Source organism: Massilia oculi (assembly GCF_017582745.1).
Classification (GTDB): Bacteria; Pseudomonadota; Gammaproteobacteria; order Burkholderiales; family Burkholderiaceae_D; genus Telluria; species Telluria oculi_A.
Window position 1 is genome coordinate 179,438 of the sequence record NZ_JAFVIM010000008.1, and the last position, 18,587, is coordinate 198,024.

An 18,587-nucleotide genomic window follows, 5' to 3' on the forward strand; every position below is an offset into this window, starting at 1 on the left:
ACCATTGCCGTCCTATCATGCTTCGCTCCACCCTGGGCAGATTCCTCGCCCGCTTCGCCGTCGCCGGCGCCCTGCTTGCCGCCGGCGCGGCCCAGGCCGCCAGTTGCCCGGTCCATTACCTCGACGGCCGTGCGCCCGAGATCCACAACCAGAAACTGGCCACCGCCACCCGCGAACTGTGCTACGGCGTGTTCGGCGTCGTGCACTCGGGCGTGACCCGCACGCCGCTGTGGTCGGCCGAACACGTGCGCGCCGATAACCTCAAGCGGGCCCAGGGCCTGGACCGGGACGACAAGTTCCACGCCGAGCAGCGCCTGCCGCGCGGCCAGCGCGCCGAGCTGTCGGACTATGCGCGCAGCGGTTTCGACCGCGGCCACCTGGCGCCGAACGCGAACATGCCCGACCGCCGCACCCAGCGCGAGAGCTTTTCGCTGGCCAATATGGTCCCGCAAGACCGCGACCACAACCGCCACATCTGGGCCCCGATCGAGGGCGCCGTGCGCACCATGGCGAAGAAGGAAGGGGAGCTGTATGTGATCACCGGCCCGGCCTTCCTCGGCGCCAGTCTCAAGAAGGTCGGCAACGTGATCGTGCCGAGCCACCTGTACAAGGTGGTGTACAGTCCGCGCCAGAAGCTGGCGGCGGCCTGGTTCACCGAAAACCGCGCCGACGCGCCAATCAATGTGGTGCCGGTGGCAGAACTGGAGCGCATCGTCGGCATCGAACTGCTGCCGTCGCTGTCGACGAAGGAAAAGGAACGCATGCTGCGCCTGCCCAGGATCAAGCAGCGCAAGAACCGATCGTAAAGGAACACCATGAGCAAGAAGAAACCCGCCGCCTTCACCCCCTTCGCCAACGAAGCCGACGTTGCCGGCATCGGCGACCTGATGCTGGAAAACCGGGTCGACCGCATCACGATCTCGGGCGACGTCGACCTGACCGCCGACCTGCCCGGGCTGGACAAGGCGCGCCGCCTGCACGCGCTGCTGGGCGAGATCGTGACCGCACTCGAGGCGCGCGACCTGCCCGACACGCTGCCGCCGCCCGAGATCAAGACCATCGACAACCCGTTCGCCTGACCCCGCGCACCGGTTCCGGTGCGCTGTCCATGCCGGGTCACTACCCGGCATTCTCTTCCTTGTCGTCCTGAGCCTACGTGCCCATCCGTAGGTGGTCCGACGCCGAATTTCGCCTTGTTCTGACATGAATTTTCCAATGGTCAATGGTGCGCGAGCCCCATCAGTATTGGAGTAATCTTGACAACAAAGCGCACAAGTAGCGGCAACCTCGCCGCCGGCGCCAGTACCACCATTTTTCGGAGGAACGACCATGCAACATACACTTGTCGCGGTGTTCGACAACCGCACCGACGCGCAGAACGCGATGAACGAACTGCTGTCCTCGGGCTTCACCCGTACCGACGTCCGCCTGTCCAACGCCGACCCCACCGGCCAGACCGACAGCCTGACCGGCCGTTCCGACCTGAACATCGAACGCAGCCATGACGGCGATACCGGCATCACCGCCAGCATCAAGAATTTCTTCAGTGACCTGTTCGGTTCGGATAACGCCGAACACGTGAGCCGCTACGAAGGCGCCGTCACCCGCGGCCACCACGTGCTGACGCTGGTCGCGGACTCGCTGCCGGAAGTCGAGCGCGCGGCCGACATCGTCGAGCGCTACGGCCCGACCGACATCGACGAGAACGCCACCGGCACCCCGGACATCGCATCGAGCGGCATCAGCGCCGGCGCCATGCGCATGGGCAGCAGCACCGGCATGCAGCAATCGTCGTCGATGTCGGCCCAATCGGGTTCGCTCGGCAACGCCCAGGCGTCATCGACGCCAAAGCTCGACAACCCGGGCGACCGCGAGCTGTTCCAGCAAGGCGCTGTGAGCCCGGGCCAGACCGTGGGCGGCATTCACCAGGAATCGCTGGGCAATAGCGGCCTGACCGCCACCGGCGGTACCTCGCTGCAAAGCTCGACCCTGCGCGACGACCCGGTGCAGAACGCGCCGCTCGAAGGCAGCCAGCAGGGTGGTCTGTCGGCCGGCAGCGCGCAGCTGGACAACGACCGCCTCGCCACCAGCGGTGCGAATAAAGGCGCGACCGCATCGGCGGCCGGCGCCAGCCCGCTGGCCGGCAGCTCGCTCGGCGCGGCCGCGGCCGGTTCGTCGATCCAGGGCTCGGCCCTGGAAGGCTCGATCCGCAGCGACTCGCTGCAGCGTGACACCCAGACCAACTCTCTGAGCGGCTCGCTGAGCGGCGACAGCGCGAACCTGGACAAGCAGCGCAGCGGCGTGCGCATCTTCTCGCGCGGCCAGTCCGACGCCGCGCTGGGCCTGGGCGGCAGCACGGGTTCGGGCTCGAGCACCATGGGCTCGTACGACGACGACACCTATTACCGCAACCACTTCAACACCACCTACGGCGCCACCGGCGCGTCCTACGACGACTACCTGCCGGCCTACAGCTACGGCAGCGAAGCCGCGCGCAGCGGCCGCTACACCAACCGCGCCTGGGACGACATCGAATCCGACCTGCGCAGCGACTGGGACAGCCGCTACGCCACCGCCGGCGAACCGTCGACCTGGGAAAAAATGAAGGCCGCGGTGCGCCACGGCTGGGAACGCATGACCCGCGATGATGACGACGACCTGTACCGCAGTCACTACGACAGCACCTACGCGTCGAGCGGCACCAGGTTCGAGGAGCTGAAACCGGCCTATGCCTACGGCAGCGAGATGCGCCGCAGCGAACTGTATCGCAACCAGCCCTGGGACGACGTCGAGGGCACCCTGCGCACCGGCTGGGACAACCGCATCGACGGCACCCGCGACTTCAGCACCACCGGCAGCGACACCAGCGAACCGTCGACCTGGGACCGCGTCAAGAACGCCGTCCGCCACGGCTGGGACCGCATGACCGACGACAACGACGACGACATCTACTACCGCAATCACTGGAACACGACCTACGGCGCCGCCGGTGGTTCGTACGACGAGTACCGTCCGGCCTACAGCTACGGTTCGGAGATGGCGCGTAACGACCAGTACCGCGGCCGCAGCTGGGATGCGGTCGAGACCGACCTGCGCAGCGACTGGGATCGCCGCTATCCAGGCGAGCAATCGACCTGGGACAAGATGAAGTCCGCCGTGCGTCGCGGCTGGGACCGCATGACCGACGGCGACAACGACGCCTATTACCGCAACCACTGGAACTCGGTCTATGGAGCCAGCGGCGAGGCGTATGACGAATACCGTCCGGCCTACAGCTACGGCTCGGAGATGGCGCTGAACGAGAAATACCGCGGCCGTCCGTGGAACGACGTCGAGACCGACTTGCGCAGCGACTGGGACACCCGTTATCCGGGCGAGCAGTCGACCTGGGAGAAGATGAAATCGGCCGTGCGTCACGGCTGGGATCGGATGATGCGTTGAGCGTCTAAAGGCGAACTCCAGGAGTTGCGATAACTTTGAACTTCTGGCGTTGCACCAAGCACGTCGTCCCCGCGGAGGCGGGGATCCAAGTTTGCCAGCGCAGTGCCTACGTTAAATGCAGTGGGACCGCGAAAGACTTGGGTCCCCGCCTTCGCGGGGACGACGTTTACATGCCAACTTACTTGGCAAACACCTCGGCCGCTGGCGTGATGGTCACTGCCTCCGGCTTGATGTTCAACTTCATCTCACCGATCTGCTTGTCCTCGTCCAGCAAGGCCTGCGGCTTGTTGGCGTCGTACTTGATCGGCGAGAAGGCGTCGCTCACCAGCGCCTGCTTCAGCCCGGCCGCATCCTTGGTGATGATTACCACCGACAGGTTCTTGGCCGACAGGTGCTTGCTGATGGCCGCATTGACGTCGGCCGCGCTCAGTTTCGACAGGGCGTCGCGCATCATGGCCGTGAACTCCGGCGTGCCATACCATTGCGAATCGAGCGCATAGCCCAGCCGCTGGTCCTGGGTCGCGGTCATCACGAACACGTTCTTCATCAGGTAATCGCGGGTGGTCTCGAAATCTGCCTGGCTGATGCCCTCGTCGACCATCTTGCCCAGTTCGTGCAGCGCCACGCGCAGCGCGAAGTGGCCGTTCTGCGGCGCCACCGGGCGGATCCAGACCTCGAACAGCTGCGCCTTGCGGCCCAGGTTGGGGTTCGGGAAGAACTGGAACATCCCGCGCGGGAAGGCTTCGATGTACGCGTAGTCACCGTAGTTCATGCCGCGCTCTTCACGGATGCGCTGGTACAGGTGGGCGCTCGAGGAACGGTGCTCGCCGAGCCAGGTCTTGGCCAGCCACAGGGCGGCGAAGTCCGGGTGCTTGCGCGTGACTTCCAGCGGCAGGCCGAACGAAATCGCGGTGGCACGGGTGTTCTTCTCGACGATTTCCACTTCCAGGCCATTGGGCATGCGGCCTTTCGGCACGCCGGTGGCGGGTAAGCCGGCGCCTTCAGGCAGACGCGCCAGCTGCGCCTTGAGCGAGGCCGTCATCGCATCCGACACGTCGCCCGAGATGCCGACCTTCACGGCGCCGCGGGTATAGGCCTTGGCGTAGAAGGCTTTCACGTCGTCGAGGGTGATGGCGTCGATGCCGGCGACGGTGCCCAGCACCGGATGGCCGTAGGCGGTGCCGGCGAACACATTCGCTTGCAGCCGCTCCTTGCCGAATTCTTCCTCGTTGTTGTCCTTCAGGTCCAGCACCAGGGCATTGCGCTGGGCGTCCTTCAGGCGGCGGAAATCCTCCTCGCGGAAGCCCGGATCCACCAGCAGCGGCATGGCGATGCCGAGGAACTGGTCCCAGTTATCCTTGTGGATGGTGCCGGTGAAGGTCGTCATCTCCTTGTCGGTCTGCTCGGTGAGGCTGCCGGCCATCGGGAACAGCGCCTTGGTCACCTCGTCGATCTTGCGCTCGCGCGAACCGCTCGAGGCCACCATTGCGGCGGTGAGGGCGGCCAGGCCTTCCTTGCCCTTCGGGTCGTGGGCCGAGCCAGCGTCGAACAGCAGCTTGAAGCGGATCTGCGGCAGGGCCGATTTCTGCACCAGCACGTCGAATTTCGCATATCCCGCCTGCGGGGCGAACGACGCCAGCTTCGGCAACTGCTCGATGCCCTTCGGCAGCGCGTCATGCGACAGGGTGGTGACCACCATGCTGTCGTCGACCAGGTATTTGCGGGCGGCGGCCTGCAGGTCGGCCGGGCTCAAGCCATCGATCGCGCGGTAGTAGCCGTTGAGGGTATCGTACGAGCGCTCGAAGTGCACGTAGGAAGCCAGGGTCGATGCAATCGCCTCGGTATTGTCGAGCGAGCGGATCAGGCCATACTTCTGGGCCGACTTGGCGGCTTCGAGTTCCTGGCTGCTGACCGGTTCATCGCGCAGCTTCGCCACCGTCTGCAGGATGGCGTCGCGCACCATCACGGCGTCCGCCGGATTCTTCACGCGCGCGCCGATGGTAGCCAGGGTCGGATCGACCCGGTTCGGGGTGAAGTCGAACAGCTGGTCGACTTTTTGCTCATCCTGCACCAGGCGCTTGTACAGCGGCGAGGTGCGCCCGAACGACAGCGACAGCGCCATCGACAGGGCGGCTTGCTCCTTCTGCTGGGCGACGAAGCTCGGCGCGCGCCAGGCGACCGTCACCAGCGGCAGGGTCGGCGTCTGCCAGGCCACGTGGCGGTACTGGGCGCCGCGCGGCGCCGGCTCGACCGGCACGTTCGATTTAAAAGTGCCGCGCTTCCAGCCGGCCCAGTACTTCTCGACCATGGCGATCGCCTTCGACGGCTCGACGTCGCCGGCGATGATGATGGTGGTCTTTTCAGGGCGATACCAGCGGTCGAAGAAGACCTTCGAGTAATCGTACTGGTTGGGCATGTCCTCGATGTCCTTGAGGAAGCCCATCGTGGTGTGCTTGTAGGTGTGGGTCGTGTAGGCGGCGTCGCGCTGCACCTCGAACAGCTTCGACATCGGGTTGGCGCTGTTCTTGTTGTATTCGCCCAGCACGGCGCGCGATTCGGTCTTGAAGGCCTCGATCGGATACGACAGGTGCTGGAAGCGGTCGGCCTCGACCTTCAGCACCGTCTCCAGGTCCTGCTTGGCGAAGGTGGTGTAGTAGTTGGTCAGGTCATCGCTGGTATACGCGTTCTGGCGGGCGCCGGCCTTCGTGATCACTTCCTGGTATTTTTCCGGCGGGTAGGTCGGCGTACCGCGGAACATCATGTGCTCGAAGAAGTGGGCGAAGCCCGACTTGCCCGGCTCGACTTCGTTGCGCGAACCGGTCTGCACCGGGATGTGCACCGAGACCAGGTTCGGGAAGCCGGTCGGCACCACGATGACCTTCAGGCCGTTGGGAAGCAGTTTTTCGGTGGCCTTGAACGGCAGTACGTCGCCACCGGTGGCCGGCTTGGTGGCCGCAGGTGTGGCCACAGCGGCGCTGGCGGCGCTGGCCAGCAGCACGCCGGAAATCAATGTCGCGAGCGTGGTGCGCGACAGGGTCGATTGAAACACGATGTCTCCTTGGGAAATAGACAATCGCGAAGGATAGTCTATCCGCCAAGGAATGAACAGCCGCGGGACTACCGATGAATGCCGGTGTTTACGCGGCCTCCGACATCGGCAGGCTGATGCGGTTGCGCCCCAGGTGCTTGGCGCGGTACAGGGCGGCGTCGGCGATCGCGACCAGCTGGCTGGCGTGGTTGTCGGGCCCGGCGATGGCGGTGGCGGCGCCGATCGACACCGTCACGTGGCCGGCGGCGAAGCGGCACGGCAGCTGCAGTTGTTCGACCCGGCACCGGATGCGCTCGGCGACGATGGCCGCGCCTTTCAGCGACTGGTTGGGCAGGATCACGGCGAATTCCTCGCCGCCGTAGCGCGCCACCAGGTCGTTGGCACGCATTTCGCTGGCCACGGCGCGCGCCACCCGCTTCAGGCATTCGTCGCCGCCCAGGTGGCCATGGGCATCGTTATAGGCCTTGAAGTTGTCGACGTCCACCATCAGCAGCGACAGCGGCTGCATCTGGCGCAGCGCGCGCGTCCATTCCGCATGCAGGGTGTCGTCGAAGCAGCGCCGGTTGGCCAGGCCCGTCAAGCCGTCGCGCGTGGCCAGCTGCTCCAGTGCGATCTGGGCCATCTTGGCGTCGGTGAGGTCGCGCAGGGTCTCGACCACCGCCGACAGCTGGCCGCTGGCATTGAAGATCGGACTGGCGTCGGCCGCCAGGTAGCGGCGCCGGCCGGCGCGCGGCATGTCGCACCAGCTTTCGAGCGACAGCGCAATGGGAGAGCGGGCCTCCGCTCCCGGCGGCGACGGGGCCTCGTCGCGCCGGCCCTTGAGCACCATGTCGGCCAGCGTTGGGCGCTGGATTTCGTAGAAACTGCGCCAGTGGTCGCCGGTGCCGAGCACTTCGGGCGCCGCCACGCCCGTCAGCTGCTCGCAGGCGCGGTTCCAGACCATGACGCGGGCATCGGTGCCCAGTACGAAGACCGGCACCGAGAGGCTTTCCATCAACTGCCCCACGAAAGCCACGTCCTGGACCAGGGCTGTCGGGCCTGTGCCGGTGCTGGGTGCGCTCATGAGCCGTCCTCTGTGGTTGCGGTATCGGAGAGCGGCAACCGGTGAGTTGCCGCTAGGGACCGATACTGCAACATGCGCAGGCCCAAGCCATTGATTTTCAGCAAGAACAATGGCGGGGCGGTATTTTGCAACGCTGCGCGGTCAGGCCACCTTCGCGGTGATGACGGACAGGCCGGGCGGCGCGTCCGGCACCGGATCGCGCACGGCGGCGCACACCGGCACCGCGAGCGACCAGCGGGGGCGCCGCTCGGCGTTGGCGACCATCCGCAGCACGCCGCCCATGGCGCGGATATGCTCGACCAGCTCGACGGGCAGGGCGGTTACATCGTCGACCGAGCCGGCGCAGCCGTCGATCTCGAGGCCGAGCGTGCTGGCGCCTTCGAGCAGCCGCACGTGCACTTCGCGGTCCTGCGCAGCGCCGCTCCTGTTGGCGGCCCCGGCCAGCACGTCCTCCAGCACGCGGAACACGGCCAGCCGCGCCGCCCGGTCCTGGCTGGCGCGCGAACTCGGATCGACGCCGGCCTCGAAGCGGTAGCGCAGGCCGTGGCGATGGGCATGCTCGGCCAGGCAGCGCTCCAGCGCCTGGCGCAGGCCGTCGCCCGGATTGGCGCCGCGCAAGCCGCCGGCGACGGCGCGCACCGCCTGGATGGCGCCGTCGATGCCGGCCAGCGCGCGCTCCAGACGGGCGGCGAGGGCAGGGGACGCCTGGGCGCTTTCCTGCAGGCTCGCCATCTCATTGCGCAAGCTCGACAGGCGGCGGCCCAGCTCGGCCTGCAACTCGCAGCCGATCCGGGTCCGCTCGCCTTCGCGCACGCCTTCGTGCTGGCGCACCAGGCGGCACAGCACGTCGTGGTTATCGGCCAGCGCCTGGTCGGACTGGCTGCGCGCCTCGCGCTCGGCGGCGAGCTGGTGCTGCAGCGCGCGCGCCCGCTCGTCGGTGGTGACGCTGCGGCGCAGGCCGATATAGGCCAGCACCAGGGCGGCAAGGGTGACCATGACGCAGGCCAGCACTTCCGGCGCCGCACTCCGCCACGGCAGGGGCACCAGCGCATGCGTTTCGCTGGCCTCGGCGGCGGGCGAAAGAATGGATAGGAAAACTAGGAAAACCGAAGACTTTATCATGGTAGCCCTCTTACCGGATTCGGAACATTCCGTAGGACGATACCGCCGGGTGGCTGTAGGAATATTGTTTCTTCTCAAGCCCCCTTTGTGCGACATGTTTTGTGGAACGGCCGCAACCGCAGCGCGGCGCTACCCGCCGCACGACGGGCCGCGCTATAATGGAAGGTTGACGAGAGGCTTACCGTGACTTACAGCATCAAAGAGATCTTCTATACCTTGCAGGGCGAGGGCGCCCATGCGGGGCGGCCGGCCGTGTTCTGCCGGTTTTCCGGCTGCAACCTCTGGACCGGGCGCGAAGCCGACCGGTCGAGCGCCGTGTGCCAGTTCTGCGATACCGACTTCGTCGGCACCGATGGCGAGCGCGGGGGCAAGTTCAAGGAAGCGGACTTGCTGGCGGCCGAGATCGACAGCCTGTGGCCGGCCACCTATCCGGCCAGCAAATACGTGGTGTTCACCGGCGGCGAACCGCTGCTGCAGCTCGACCGTCCCCTGATCGACGCCATGCATGCGCGCGGCTTCACCATCGCCATCGAGACCAACGGCACCCTGCCGGTGCCCGAAGGCGTGGACTGGATCTGCGTCAGCCCCAAGATGGGCTCGACGCTGGTGGTGCACAAGGGCAGCGAAATCAAGGTCGTCATCCCGCAGCTCGGGCAAGACCTGGCCGCCTATGAAGGGCTCGACTTCGAGCACTTCTACCTGCAGGCGATGGATGGACCGCTGGCCGGCCGCAACCTCCAGCTGGCGATCGAGACCTGCCGCGCCAACCCGAAATGGAAGCTCAGCCTCCAGACCCATAAACTTCTTCAGATTCCTTAAAGATCCACACGCAGCATGTTGACCATTACCCGCAAGCTCGAATTCGATGCCGGACACCGGATTCCCGACCACAAAAGCCAGTGCCGCAACCTGCACGGCCACCGCTATACCCTTGAGATTACTCTGACAGGCCAGGTAATCGATTCCGATGGCAATTCCGACAATGGAATGATCATGGATTTCTCCGACGTGAAGGCCCTGGCAAAACAGCACCTGGTCGACGTATGGGACCATGCCTTCATCGTGTACGAAAAGGATGACAAGGTGCGTGAGTTCCTGGCCTCGCTGCCGGACCACAAGACGATCGTGATCGACCGCATCCCGACCGTCGAGAACCTGGCCCAGGTGGCGTTCGACATCCTGAAGGCCGTGTTCATCGACCGCTACGGCACCGGCCTGCGCCTGCACAAGCTGGTGCTGCACGAAACCCCGAACTGCTGGGCCGAGATCACCGAATGATGCCGGACCAGACCGTCCAGGCCGTCCAGGAAGCTCCCGCCGAGACGGCGGAAGGGCGCTATATGGGCCTGGCCCTGGCCCAGGCGCAGCTGGCCTGGGACCGGGGCGAGGTGCCGGTCGGCGCCGTCGTGGTCAAGGACGGTGAGGTCATCGCGACCGGCTTCAACCAGCCGATCAGCGGCCATGATCCGACCGCCCACGCCGAAATCGTCGCCCTGCGCGCGGCCGCCGAAAAGCTGGGCAATTACCGGCTGCCGGGTTGCGAGCTGTACGTGACCCTGGAACCCTGCATCATGTGCTCGGGGGCGATGATGCATGCACGCCTGGCCCGGGTCGTCTACGCGGCGACCGACCCCAAGACCGGCGCCTGCGGCTCGGTCGTCAATCTGTTCGACGAAGACAGGCTGAACCACCACACCGAGGTGGTCGGCGGCGTCATGGCAGAGGAGGCGAGCGCCTTGCTCAAGGCCTTTTTCGTGGAACGCCGCAACGCGGCGCGCAAGCCGGCCGCAGTCCAGGAGTAAGCGGGGAGGGCGCCCCGGGCACATTCCATCAGGCTGAGCGCCATAAGCGCCAATAAGCTGTTATGCTGTTTTCAAGTCATAGGGATGTGAACCACGAACAGCATCGGCGCCAGGCTGGCGCCAAACATTACGCGCTCCTGAACGCCGCTATGCCCACCCTCCACGCCAACGGACTGCGCATCGCCTTCGACACCGCTGGCGACCCGAAAGCCGCGCCACTGCTCCTGATCCACGGGCTCGGCATGCAACTTACCAATTGGCCGGACGAATTCGTCGAAGGCCTGGTCGAGCTCGGCTTCTACGTGATCCGTTTCGACCACCGCGACAGTGGCCTGTCGACCAAGTTCGAGCAGGCCGGCACCCCGAATCTCACCGTTGCGCGCATCAAGGCGGCGCTCGGCTGGCCGCTGCGCTCGCCGTATGGCATCGACGACATGGCGGCCGACGCCCTCGGTGTGCTGTCGGCGCTGGGCGTGGCCCGGGCCCACTTGGTCGGCGTCTCGGCGCTGGGCGGCATGATCGGCCAGCAACTGGCAGCGCGCCACCCGCAGCGGGTGCTGAGCCTGACTTCCATCATGTCCACCAGCGGCCGGCGCGGGCTGTCCAGGCCAAGCGCGAAAGTAGCCAAGGCGCTGGCCAGCCGTCCCGCCAACCCGGCCGATCTCGACAGCGTTATCGACCACGCGGTGGAGCTGCTGCGAGCGCTGGGCAGCCCATCCTATCCGACCCCGGACCGGCAATTGCGCAAGCGTGTCACGCGCTCCATGCGGCGCTGCTATTGCCCCAGCGGCAGTGCGCGCCAGATGCTGGCGCTGCTGGCCGCCGGCGACCGCAGCGCGCTGCTGCCGGCGATCGCGGCGCCGACGCTCGTCATCCACGGCGCCGCCGATCCGCTGCTGCCGGCCGCCTGCGGCCAGGACGTGGCAAGCCACATCGACGGTGCGCGCCTGGAAATCATCGAAGGGATGGGCCACGATTTGCCGCCGCAGCTGGTCGAGCGCATCCTTGCCTTGATCGACTCCCATGCGCGGGGTAAGATGTTGCCAGATTCCACACCCCGGCTCTTCGTCAAACAGTGATCATCTCCCGTCCCGGCATCGCCATCGTGGCGCCAGCCGGCTGCATTCCCGAACCATCGGCGCTCGAACGCGCCATCGCGCGCCTCGAGGAGCAGGGCTTTTTGGTGCGTAATTACTACGACCATAGCTGCTCCTACCTGCGCTTCGGCGGCACCGACGACGCGCGCCTGGAACAACTGCACGCCGCCGTGGCCGACCCGGACGTGCACCTCATCATTGCCCTGCGCGGCGGTTATGGCATCAGCCGCCTGCTGCCGCGCATCGATTTCGAGGCGATCGCCGCCAGCGGCAAGATCGTGGTCGGGTTTTCCGACCTGACGGCCCTGCACATGGGCCTGATGGCCAGGGCAGGCGGCCTCAGTTATGCCGGGCCGATGATCGCGGGCGACTTCGGCGCGGTCGAACCGGTCGCGTTCACGCTCGACGATTTCTGGTCTTGCCTGGCCGGCCCCACCCATACCATCACCGAGCGCGCGGCCGGCAATCCGGCGCTCGACGTGCGCGGCACCGTCTGGGGCGGCAACCTGGCCATGATCGGCGCCATGGTCGGCACGCCATACTTTCCGCGCATCGACGACGGCATCCTGTGGTTCGAAGATATCGCGGAACATCCGTACCGGGTCGAGCGCCTGCTGCTGCAACTGATGCAGGCGGGCGTGCTCGAGCGCCAGCAAGCCGTGGTGCTGGGCGACTTTTCCGGTTATCGGCTGGGGCCGCTCGACAATGGCTACGATTTCGACGCCATGCTGGCCTATCTGCGCCAGACCCTGCCGCTGCCGGTATTGACGGGACTTTCCTTCGGCCACATCGAGCGCCGCGTCACGATCCCGTTCGGCGCCCAGGGGCACCTGGTGTCCGATGCCGATGGCTTCCGCCTCACCTTGTCCGACTATCCGACGCTGGTTCGCGCCTGATCTGCGCGCCTGACGCGCCTGCCACTGTCCGGAATCCACCCTTATTCGCCTGGCAAGGCGCAGAATGGTAAAATAGCCGGTTAATCAAATATGCTTTTTGGGGTAATACAGTGCTATCCACAGCCAATATCACGATGCAATTCGGCGCCAAGCCGCTGTTCGAGAACATTTCCGTCAAATTTGGCGAAGGCAACCGTTATGGCCTGATCGGCGCCAACGGCTGCGGCAAGTCGACCTTCATGAAGATCCTGGGCGGCGACCTCGAGCCGTCCGCCGGCAACGTCAGCCTCGATCCGGGCGAGCGCCTCGGTAAGCTCCGCCAGGACCAGTTCGCCTACGAAGACGTGCGCGTGCTGGACGTGGTCATGATGGGCCACACCGAGCTGTGGAACGCGATCGCCGAACGCGATGCGATCTACGCCAATCCGGAAGCGACCGACGACGACTACATGAAGGCGGCCGAGCTCGAAGGCAAAGTGGCCGAATACGACGGCTATTCGGCCGAGGCGCGCGCCGGCGAACTGCTGCTGGGCCTGGAAATCGGCACCGACCTGCACCAGGGGCCGATGAGCGCCGTGGCGCCGGGCTGGAAGCTGCGCGTGCTGCTGGCCCAGGCCCTGTTCTCGAATCCGGATATCCTGCTGCTCGACGAACCGACCAACAACCTGGACATCAACACGATCCGCTGGCTGGAAAACATGCTCAACGAGCGCAACTCCACCATGATCATCATTTCCCACGATCGTCACTTCCTGAACCAGGTCTGCACCCACGTGGCCGACATGGACTACGGCACGCTGAAGGTCTATCCGGGCAACTACGACGACTACATGCTGGCTTCGACCCAGGCGCGCAACCAGCAGCTGGCGAACAACGCCAAGGCCAAGGAAAAAGTGGCCGAGCTGCAGGACTTCGTGCGCCGCTTCTCGGCCAACAAATCCAAGGCGCGCCAGGCGACTTCGCGCGCCAAGCAGATCGACAAGATCAAGATCGAGGAATTCAAGCCTTCTTCGCGCGCCTACCCGTTCGTGCGCTTCGAGGGCGAGAAGAAGCTGCACCGCCTGGCGGTGGAAGCCGAGAACATCTCGAAGGCCTACGAGCGTCAGTTATTTAAAAACTTCTCGATCATGGTCGAGGCCGGCGAACGCATCGCGATCATCGGCGCCAACGGCGCGGGCAAGACCACGCTGCTGCGTTCGATCGGTGGCGACCTGTGCGGCCTGCAGCCGGACACCGGCCGCGTGAAGTGGGCCGAGAACGCCAATCCGGGCTATATGCCGCAGGATCCGACCGAGGAATTCGCCAGCGGCGAAACCCTCACCGACTGGATGGGCAAGTGGACGCAAGAGGGCGACGACGACCAGGCCGTGCGCTCGATTCTGGGCCGCCTGCTGTTCGGCGGCGACGAAGTCAAGAAGTCGGTCAAGGTGCTGTCGGGTGGCGAGAAGGGCCGCATGATGTACGGCAAGCTGATGCTGGGCCGTCACAACGTGCTGCTGCTGGACGAGCCGACCAACCACATGGACATGGAATCGATCGAATCGCTGAACATCGCGCTCGACAAATACGCCGGCACCCTGATCTTCGTCTCGCACGACCGCGAGTTCGTGTCCTCGCTGGCCACCCGCGTCATCGAGATCCGCGAGAACGACGTGGTCGACTTCCAGGGCAACTACGAGGAATACCTGCGCAGCCAGGGCATCGACTGATCGACAGCCAGACATCGGTTCGAAGGAGGGCGGGGCCCCGGCCCCGCTAACGCGAGGAGACGCGCGAGCATGAATGCCGTAACAGTACCAATCAAGACCTATGAATACGACCGGCCCCAGGCCGGCATGGCCTGCACCGCCGAGGCCTGGGCGAAAGTCCCGAGCGCGCCCGAGATGGCCGAGCGCGCCGAACTGAAGGAACGCATCCGCCGCCTGCTGAAGGAAAAGGGCGCCGTGCTGGTGGCCCACTACTACGTGGACGCCGACCTGCAAGACCTGGCCGAGGAAACCGGCGGCTGCGTCTCCGATTCGCTGGAGATGGCGCGCTTCGGCCGCGACCACCCGGCCCAGACCCTGGTGGTGGCCGGCGTGCGCTTCATGGGCGAGACCGCCAAGATCCTCAGCCCCGAGAAAACCATCCTGATGCCGGACCTCGACGCGACCTGCTCGCTCGACCTGGGTTGCCCGGCCGACGAATTCGCGGCCTTCTGCGACCAGCATCCGGACCGCACCGTCGTCGTGTATGCCAACACCAGCGCCGCCGTGAAGGCGCGCGCCGACTGGATGGTGACCTCGTCGATCGGCCTGGACATCGTGGCCGAGCTGCACGCCCAGGGCAAGAAGATCCTGTGGGCGCCCGACCGCCACCTGGGTTCCTATATCCAGGCCAAGACCGGCGCCGACATGCTGCTGTGGCAGGGTTCCTGCCTGGTGCACGACGAATTCAAGGGCATCGAACTCGACCTGCTGAAGGCCGAATACCCGAATGCGAAAGTGCTGGTGCACCCGGAGTCGCCCGCCAACGTCGTGGCCCAGGCCGACGCGGTCGGCTCGACCACCCAGCTGATCAACGCGGCCCAGACCATGGACGCGACCCATTTCATCGTCGCCACCGACAACGGCATCCTGCACAAGATGCGCATCGCCGCCCCGGGCAAGACCTTCATCGAGGCGCCGACCGCCGGCAACAGCGCGACCTGCAAGAGCTGCGCGCACTGTCCTTGGATGGCAATGAACGGCTTGCGCAATCTCGCCGAGGTGCTGGAATCGGGCGCCAACCAGATCCATGTCGAGCCAAGCGTCGGCCTGCAGGCGAAACGCGCCATCGACCGCATGCTCGATTTCGCCGCCGCCAAGCGCGCCAAGGCGCTGCCGAACGGCAAACTGGAAAACAATGCCCCGATGTTCTCGGGGGTAGGACCCGCATGACCACACTGAAGAACCCCCACGCCCAGTTCGACGACAAGCTGCAGGCCGCCTTCGAGCAGAACATCCTGGCCGCGCTGCTGGAAGACGTCGGCACCGGCGACCTGACCGGCAAGCTGGTCCCAAGCGATACCCTGGTGACGGCCCGCGTCATCGTGCGCGAAGCGGCCGTGCTGTGTGGCGCGCCATGGTTCGAAGGCCTGATGCTGGCGGTCGACCAGGACACCGAGATCGACTGGCACTACGCCGAGGGCGACTTCATGACGCTTGACTCGACGGTGTGCACGATCCGCGCCAATCCGCGCTCGCTGCTCACGGCCGAGCGCGGCGCGCTGAATTTCATGCAACTGCTATCGGGCGTGGCGACGGCCACCCGGCGCTACGTCGACGTCATCGCCGGCACCAATGCGGCGATCCTCGACACCCGCAAGACCTTGCCGGGGCTGCGCCTGGCGCAAAAATATGCGGTCCGTGTCGGCGGCGGCAAGAACCAGCGCATGGCGCTGTATGACGGCATCCTGATCAAGGAAAACCATATCGCGGCGGCGGGCGGAGTCACCGCCGCGCTGGAGGCGGCGGCGAACCTGAACTCCGGTGCGCCGGTGCAGATCGAGGTCGAGACCATCGCCCAGCTCGAAGAAGCGCTGGCCGCCGGCGTCAAGTCGGTCCTGCTCGACAACTTCGACCTGGCGCGCATGCGCGAGGCGGTGCAGGTCAATGCGGGCCGCGCGCTGCTCGAGGCATCCGGCGGCATCAATATGGAGACGGTGCGTGCAATCGCCGAAACGGGCGTCGACCGCATCTCGATCGGCAGCCTGACCAAGGACGTGCGCGCGACCGATTACTCGCTGCGCATCATCTGAACCATCATTTTTTCAGGATTTCATGACCACTTCCGACAAGTTGAAACGTTCGCTCGGCTTTCGCCTGTTCTGGCTCGGCTTCGGCCTGCTGCTGGGCGTGCCCCAACTCCTCGACGGCATCATGTACGGCATGAAGGGCGAACTGTTCTTCGGCATCGGCATGCTGCTGGTCGGCATCCGCGGCTTCCTGCGCCCGGTGGTGCTGGGCCGCGCGATGGCGCTCAAGCGCGACGACTCGGCCGAGGCTTCGTCGATCGGCTCGACGGCCGTGCATGGCGTGCTGTCGCTGGCGATGGCGGCCAGCCTGTTCGCCGGCCTCGCGATCAAGCTCGGTAACAGCTAAACCCCGCTTTCGCCCGCCGCCGCTACCGCATTCTCACGCGCACTCGGCAGGTGGGCGGGCCCGCCGACCTGGGACGCGATCGCATCGATCGCCCCCAGCACCTTGCCCGGCTCGGCGTCATGCAGCATATGTCCCACACCAGGCGTGACCGACAGCTCGCTGTGGCGTAACGCCGCATGCAAACGCTCGGCATTGTGGGCGCAGTCGCACACCCCATCCTGGGTCCCGGACAGGATCTGCACGGGCACCTTCAGCCTTCCAAACCGCCGCGCCAGGGACATCGCGGCCGGCACCATCAGGCTGCTATCGGCGGCATTCGCCCGCAATTGGCCGGGACGCAGGGACATCCACGGCGACACCGCGCGGAAGCGCTCGGGCACCGGCAAGGGCGCGAACGCGCGCCCAACCGCGGCTGGCCAGATCAGGCGGCCGGCGAGCGGGGCCACGGTGTAGCGCAAGGCGTCGCCCACCAGCGGAATGGCCGGCGGCGCGCCGACCATCACATCCATCCGCACGCTCGGATAGTAGTAACCCGAGACCAGCACAAGCCCGCGAACGAAGTCCGGCACCTGCAGTCCCATGTTCAGCGCCACCAGCGTGCCCCAGGAATGGCCGGCGACGATGGCGCTGTCCACGTTCAGTTCCTGCAGCGCGTGATGCAGCAGGCGCGCCTGCCGGTCCGGGGTCCAGACCGTGCTGCGCGGCCGCTCGCTGTAGCCGAAGCCGGGGCGGTCGAAGGCGATCACCCGGTAGCGTTCGGCCGCGGCGTCCAGCAGGCCGCTGTGTTCCCAGTCGGTGGCGTCGACGCCGTTGCCGTGCAAGAGCACCAGCACCGGCCCCTCGCCGCGTTCCAGGTAATGCAGCTTGACGCCGTCGACCGTGATGAAGCTGCCCGCCGGCGGGTGGTCGCGTTCGGCGCGCCGCGACTTGGCGCGTACCACCAGCCAGGACGCCAGCAGGCCCAGGCCGGCAATGGCGACGCCGGCCGACAGGCGGCGCGCCGTGCGCGAGTTTTCGCTGGTGCTTCGATATGTGCTGATCACATGGTCCCCCTATGGTCGATAAGGTCAAGTGGCGGCGCTGGCCGGTTCGCGTCCAGCAGCCGCGCCACCTGCGGCAGGATCTGTTCGGCCGAGGCCTCGAGCTTGAGCGCCAGCATGTCGTCGGCGCGGGTGCGGCCGAGGTTGATGGCGGCGATCGGCTTGTCCGCCGCCTGCGCCAGCCGGCAGAAACGGAAGCCCGAATACACCATCAGCGATGAACCGACCACCAGCAGCGCGTCGGCCGCCTCCATCTGGGCCAGTGCGCAGGCCGTGCGGCTGGGCGGCACGTTATCGCCGAAGAAAACGACGTCGGGCATCAACACCCCTCCACAATGGACGCAGGCGGGGATGGCGACACCGGTAACCGCGTCGGGATCGAGCGCCGCGTCGCCGTCCGGCAGCGGCGTCGCCATCGCCTGCAGCAGGGCCGGATTGGCGAATTCAAGCTGGGTCTGCACGAAAGCACGGGGGAAGCGCGCATGGCAGGCCAGGCAGCTCACATAATGGATATTGCCGTGCAATTCGAGCAGCGCGTGGCTGCCGGCCTGCTGGTGCAGGCCGTCGACGTTCTGGGTCAGGATGAAACCGAGCTTGCCGGCCGCTTCGAGGGCGGCGAGCGCCCGGTGCCCGTCGTTGGGCCTGGCGCGCGCCAGCAGCGGCCAGCCGACCATGCTGCGCGCCCAGTAGCGGCGCTGGATCGCCACGTCGCGCCGGAATTCCGGGCCCTGGATCGGCAGGCGGCCGCGGCGCACGCCGTCACGGTCGCGGTAGTCGGGGATGCCGGAGGCGGTCGACAGGCCGGCGCCGGTCAGGACCAGGGTACGAGGGTGCCTTGCCAAAAAAGAGGCCAGCGCGTCGACGCCGTCGTGAATGCTGAGACCTTCTGCCATGCCGCTTCTTCCTCCCATGCATGGGATCGTAACATCGGCAATCGGAACACCACACACGATTCC

General features: G+C 66.2%; 17 protein-coding genes. 12 read left to right on the plus strand and 5 right to left on the minus strand.

Annotation, left to right across the window (positions count from 1 at the left end):
* The first annotated feature begins 17 nt into the window (after nucleotides 1-17).
* The 3 genes from J3U95_RS12005 to J3U95_RS12015 all read left to right on the plus strand — a co-directional run bounded on the left by J3U95_RS12005 (nucleotide 18) and on the right by J3U95_RS12015 (nucleotide 3,441).
* A complete protein-coding gene (locus J3U95_RS12005) occupies nucleotides 18-806 on the plus strand; it encodes a DNA/RNA non-specific endonuclease (RefSeq protein WP_208278825.1) in 789 nt (262 codons plus the stop codon).
* 9 nt (nucleotides 807-815) lie between these two features.
* Complete coding sequence (locus tag J3U95_RS12010; RefSeq protein ID WP_208278826.1) at nucleotides 816-1,079, plus strand: hypothetical protein; 264 nt, start codon at nucleotides 816-818, stop codon at nucleotides 1,077-1,079.
* Between the two features lie 250 nt (nucleotides 1,080-1,329).
* Complete coding sequence (locus J3U95_RS12015) at nucleotides 1,330-3,441, plus strand: general stress protein (RefSeq protein ID WP_208278827.1); 2,112 nt, start codon at nucleotides 1,330-1,332, stop codon at nucleotides 3,439-3,441.
* Between the two features lie 178 nt (nucleotides 3,442-3,619).
* Here J3U95_RS12015 and J3U95_RS12020 read toward each other — a convergent pair whose 3' ends face one another.
* From J3U95_RS12020 to J3U95_RS12030, 3 genes are all read right to left on the minus strand, one after another.
* Nucleotides 3,620-6,490, minus strand: a complete 2,871-nt coding sequence (locus J3U95_RS12020) for a M16 family metallopeptidase (protein ID WP_208278828.1) — start codon at nucleotides 6,488-6,490, stop codon at nucleotides 3,620-3,622.
* Between the two features lie 88 nt (nucleotides 6,491-6,578).
* A complete protein-coding gene (locus J3U95_RS12025; RefSeq protein ID WP_229519787.1) occupies nucleotides 6,579-7,553 on the minus strand; it encodes a sensor domain-containing diguanylate cyclase in 975 nt (324 codons plus the stop codon).
* Nucleotides 7,554-7,694: 141 nt separating this feature from the next.
* Nucleotides 7,695-8,675, minus strand: a complete 981-nt coding sequence (locus J3U95_RS12030; protein WP_208278829.1) for a sensor histidine kinase — start codon at nucleotides 8,673-8,675, stop codon at nucleotides 7,695-7,697.
* Nucleotides 8,676-8,858: 183 nt separating this feature from the next.
* On the opposite strand from J3U95_RS12030, the gene queE reads away from it, so the two are divergent.
* From queE to J3U95_RS12075, 9 genes are all read left to right on the plus strand, one after another.
* On the plus strand, nucleotides 8,859-9,494 hold the full coding sequence (gene queE, locus J3U95_RS12035; protein ID WP_208278830.1) for a 7-carboxy-7-deazaguanine synthase: 636 nt from the start codon (nucleotides 8,859-8,861) through the stop codon (nucleotides 9,492-9,494).
* 15 nt (nucleotides 9,495-9,509) lie between these two features.
* Complete coding sequence (gene queD, locus J3U95_RS12040) at nucleotides 9,510-9,953, plus strand: 6-carboxytetrahydropterin synthase QueD (protein WP_005670817.1); 444 nt, start codon at nucleotides 9,510-9,512, stop codon at nucleotides 9,951-9,953.
* The gene (gene tadA / locus J3U95_RS12045; RefSeq protein ID WP_208278861.1) at nucleotides 9,953-10,477 is read left to right on the plus strand and encodes a tRNA adenosine(34) deaminase TadA; all 525 of its coding nucleotides are present in this window, start codon (nucleotides 9,953-9,955) and stop codon (nucleotides 10,475-10,477) included. The genes queD and tadA overlap by 1 nt, the downstream gene beginning before the upstream one ends.
* A gap of 149 nt (nucleotides 10,478-10,626) precedes the next feature.
* Nucleotides 10,627-11,556 carry an alpha/beta fold hydrolase gene (locus J3U95_RS12050; protein WP_208278831.1) on the plus strand — a complete coding sequence of 310 codons (930 nt, stop codon included), beginning with the start codon at nucleotides 10,627-10,629 and terminating at the stop codon, nucleotides 11,554-11,556.
* On the plus strand, nucleotides 11,553-12,470 hold the full coding sequence (gene ldcA, locus J3U95_RS12055) for a muramoyltetrapeptide carboxypeptidase (RefSeq protein ID WP_208278832.1): 918 nt from the start codon (nucleotides 11,553-11,555) through the stop codon (nucleotides 12,468-12,470). Before J3U95_RS12050 ends, ldcA begins: the two co-directional genes overlap by 4 nt.
* Before the next feature lie 110 nt (nucleotides 12,471-12,580).
* Nucleotides 12,581-14,179, plus strand: coding sequence for an ABC-F family ATPase (locus J3U95_RS12060; RefSeq protein WP_208278833.1), 1,599 nt, complete (start codon nucleotides 12,581-12,583; stop codon nucleotides 14,177-14,179).
* A 69-nt stretch (nucleotides 14,180-14,248) separates the two neighbouring features.
* Nucleotides 14,249-15,388 (plus strand): quinolinate synthase NadA, encoded by a 1,140-nt coding sequence (nadA, locus tag J3U95_RS12065; protein WP_208278834.1) that lies wholly within the window; start codon nucleotides 14,249-14,251, stop codon nucleotides 15,386-15,388.
* Nucleotides 15,385-16,248 (plus strand): carboxylating nicotinate-nucleotide diphosphorylase, encoded by an 864-nt coding sequence (gene nadC / locus J3U95_RS12070; protein ID WP_208278835.1) that lies wholly within the window; start codon nucleotides 15,385-15,387, stop codon nucleotides 16,246-16,248. Before nadA ends, nadC begins: the two co-directional genes overlap by 4 nt.
* 22 nt (nucleotides 16,249-16,270) lie before the next feature.
* A complete protein-coding gene (locus J3U95_RS12075; RefSeq protein ID WP_208278836.1) occupies nucleotides 16,271-16,591 on the plus strand; it encodes a hypothetical protein in 321 nt (106 codons plus the stop codon).
* Here J3U95_RS12075 and J3U95_RS12080 read toward each other — a convergent pair.
* Together J3U95_RS12080 and J3U95_RS12085 are read right to left on the minus strand one after the other, a co-directional pair.
* On the minus strand, nucleotides 16,588-17,634 hold the full coding sequence (locus J3U95_RS12080; RefSeq protein WP_370662063.1) for an alpha/beta fold hydrolase: 1,047 nt from the start codon (nucleotides 17,632-17,634) through the stop codon (nucleotides 16,588-16,590). The genes J3U95_RS12075 and J3U95_RS12080 overlap by 4 nt on opposite strands.
* Nucleotides 17,631-18,524 (minus strand): NAD-dependent protein deacetylase, encoded by an 894-nt coding sequence (locus tag J3U95_RS12085; protein WP_208278837.1) that lies wholly within the window; start codon nucleotides 18,522-18,524, stop codon nucleotides 17,631-17,633. Before J3U95_RS12085 ends, J3U95_RS12080 begins: the two co-directional genes overlap by 4 nt.
* Nucleotides 18,525-18,587 lie beyond the last annotated feature (63 nt).

Coding starts and splice junctions, on each gene's coding strand:
- J3U95_RS12005 (WP_208278825.1), top strand. CDS start 18: ATGCTTCGCTCCACCCTGGGCAGATTCCTCGCCCGCTTCGCCGTCGCC.
- J3U95_RS12010 (WP_208278826.1), top strand. CDS start 816: ATGAGCAAGAAGAAACCCGCCGCCTTCACCCCCTTCGCCAACGAAGCC.
- J3U95_RS12015 (WP_208278827.1), top strand. CDS start 1,330: ATGCAACATACACTTGTCGCGGTGTTCGACAACCGCACCGACGCGCAG.
- J3U95_RS12025 (WP_229519787.1), bottom strand. CDS start 7,553: ATGAGCGCACCCAGCACCGGCACAGGCCCGACAGCCCTGGTCCAGGAC.
- J3U95_RS12030 (WP_208278829.1), bottom strand. CDS start 8,675: ATGATAAAGTCTTCGGTTTTCCTAGTTTTCCTATCCATTCTTTCGCCC.
- queD (WP_005670817.1), top strand. CDS start 9,510: ATGTTGACCATTACCCGCAAGCTCGAATTCGATGCCGGACACCGGATT.
- tadA (WP_208278861.1), top strand. CDS start 9,953: ATGCCGGACCAGACCGTCCAGGCCGTCCAGGAAGCTCCCGCCGAGACG.
- J3U95_RS12050 (WP_208278831.1), top strand. CDS start 10,627: ATGCCCACCCTCCACGCCAACGGACTGCGCATCGCCTTCGACACCGCT.
- nadA (WP_208278834.1), top strand. CDS start 14,249: ATGAATGCCGTAACAGTACCAATCAAGACCTATGAATACGACCGGCCC.
- nadC (WP_208278835.1), top strand. CDS start 15,385: ATGACCACACTGAAGAACCCCCACGCCCAGTTCGACGACAAGCTGCAG.
- J3U95_RS12075 (WP_208278836.1), top strand. CDS start 16,271: ATGACCACTTCCGACAAGTTGAAACGTTCGCTCGGCTTTCGCCTGTTC.
- J3U95_RS12085 (WP_208278837.1), bottom strand. CDS start 18,524: ATGGCAGAAGGTCTCAGCATTCACGACGGCGTCGACGCGCTGGCCTCT.